Source organism: Novipirellula rosea, from assembly GCF_039541335.1.
Taxonomy (GTDB): domain Bacteria; phylum Planctomycetota; class Planctomycetia; order Pirellulales; family Pirellulaceae; genus Novipirellula; species Novipirellula rosea.
The window spans coordinates 1-1,960 of sequence record NZ_BAABGA010000070.1 but is presented as its reverse complement, the minus strand read 5'-3'; the positions used below and the strand labels follow the sequence as shown (position 1 = coordinate 1,960).

The 1,960-nt window shown below is 53.4% G+C and carries 2 protein-coding genes; both read right to left on the bottom strand.

Translation table 11 applies throughout. The features are described 5' to 3' along the window. Nucleotides 1–83 precede the first annotated feature (83 nt). Nucleotides 84–596 carry an SMI1/KNR4 family protein gene (locus ABD971_RS25285; RefSeq protein WP_345326670.1) on the bottom strand — a complete coding sequence of 171 codons (513 nt, stop codon included), beginning with the start codon at nt 594–596 and terminating at the stop codon, nt 84–86. Between the two features lie 716 nt (nt 597–1,312). Next, nucleotides 1,313–1,960 (bottom strand): hypothetical protein (locus ABD971_RS25280; RefSeq protein WP_345326669.1); only part of this gene is annotated, 648 nt, incomplete at its 5' end.

The following is a 1,960-nucleotide window of genomic DNA, read 5'->3' as shown; positions in this document are numbered from 1 at the left end:
TACTCAGGCGGGATTCACACCCGCTCGTCTTCAAACCATTTCCAGTCCGCAACTTGCATCGCATAGTTCGCCGCATTTTGAGTTTAGGGGCGTGTACCGTTTGGGAACTGTTTGTAATAGCCGTTGGCGATCGCATTCTCGGCTTCGTCAGCAAGTGAGTCTAACCAGTCAAGCACAGATCCAAAACTCTGTTTGATCTCGCCATCATATTCGTTGAAGTACCAAACCGGAGAGTCGTCGGACGCAGAGCAACGAATCATCATGAATTGTTCGCCAAGCCGACCGACGATCACGAGGGCGTCAGGCGGTAGCGTGGGCAATCCGCAATCGGGAAATTCATCGCGGTCCTCGCGGCATTGAGTGGTCATGTCCAAGACATGGGAATATGTGGCGGCGTAGTGATCGTGAGTGAGTAGGCGGCCCGAATCGTGTCCCATCATTGTCAAGTAAGTGCGATACGTCGCCGGTAGCGTCACGTTGTATTTCGCTTCGAGGGAAGCAATCTCAGCCTCCGTGCAACCAACCAGCGATGCAGGTGGAGCTATCCCAGCATGGGCAAGGCGATGCAGTAAATCGTCAAACGATTGTTGTGTCACGATTCAATGTCAGTCGGCGAACGTCCGGCGTCACCGGGCGGGGAAAGTAAAGTTGTCCATTTCAAATTCCGCCGCAAGCCCCGCTCCGTGTGGACGCCATGGTTATCCGCCATCTTTGGCTACGGAGGTGTCAGCATACGGCACCGAAGACAGTGTAGCCACTAGGAATGCAATCGCCGCCGTTGCAAATGCCACGAGGAACGGAGAAACGATCGAATGTCGCTCAAACGCGTAGACCGCAGCCGCGAATCCTAGGATGAAAGAGGTGACGCACGCAGCGACAATGTGAACAGTTGGCTGCACGTTTCGTTTGGAGAGACGCGTGAAAAGCATTAGGACACAGCCATATGCAAGTCCGAAGGTTGCCCCGCCGACGGCAAGCATTGCAGCGACAGCTAACACGGTTGCGCCCGAGCGAAAAAGAAAATCTGGCTGTCCGTACCAGTTCCACGCAACCGCAGACGCAGTTGCGTGGGCCAAGCCAACAATTGCGCCAGTAAGTGGGCCAGCGCTCAGAAAGGGAAACGGGTTCTTGGCTGCAAGCGGTGGGACATGCGCGGGAGCGATCGTCCTCGATTCGTAGGGATTGCTTTTCACAAGCAAGAGTCGCACTCAGTCGGATAACGATTGCCGTCACCTGGGACGGACGTTTGATTTTCCATTTATGAAACCTTGCAAGCCGTCCTCAGGTGCACGGCTTGGTTCTCCGCTTCATGCTATTTCTCGAATCGCTTCATGTCGATAAGTTCAAACTCTTCCATTTTACGGAAAGTGGGAGCGTGCGTGTCCCAAAGTTCTTTGGTGGTCCCGGCGACAACAACGACAGCAACATCTAGTCCGCCGGTTCCCCAGAACAGTGAGTACAGGATGTGGTCGTCGCCTTCTTCGGTCTCGAGACAAATTCGATTGAATAATCCGCTCTTTGATTTCTCGCAGGTCTTAATGACGACAACGCGTTTATCATTCTTCTTGGATGCAACAAAATCACCAAGGAACTTCTCAGCTGTTTTGCCTGTACCCTTTTGCACACCGACGATTGTCTGAATCCTGACGCCAGTTGTGTACGGTTTTCCGCCAGTTGCGTCTTCGGCGGAAATAGTCCAAAGGTAAACCGGGCCGCGATGTGACTCGGTATAGAACCAGTCTTTCGGCCGAACAATCTTGCCACCAGTGGGTTCGAGCACTTGGGTCACGAACTTGTCATCGGTGGGAGATTCACCCCACACCGTTGGCACGAATGCGAGGATCAATGTCACTGCAAAAAGTTTCATGTGTGTTTCAGTTCGGTGCATTGTCTGTCGGAGAACGATTCGGATCACCCGGTCGGCGCGAGCGATCGTCCATTTCAAACAACCCGACTCGCC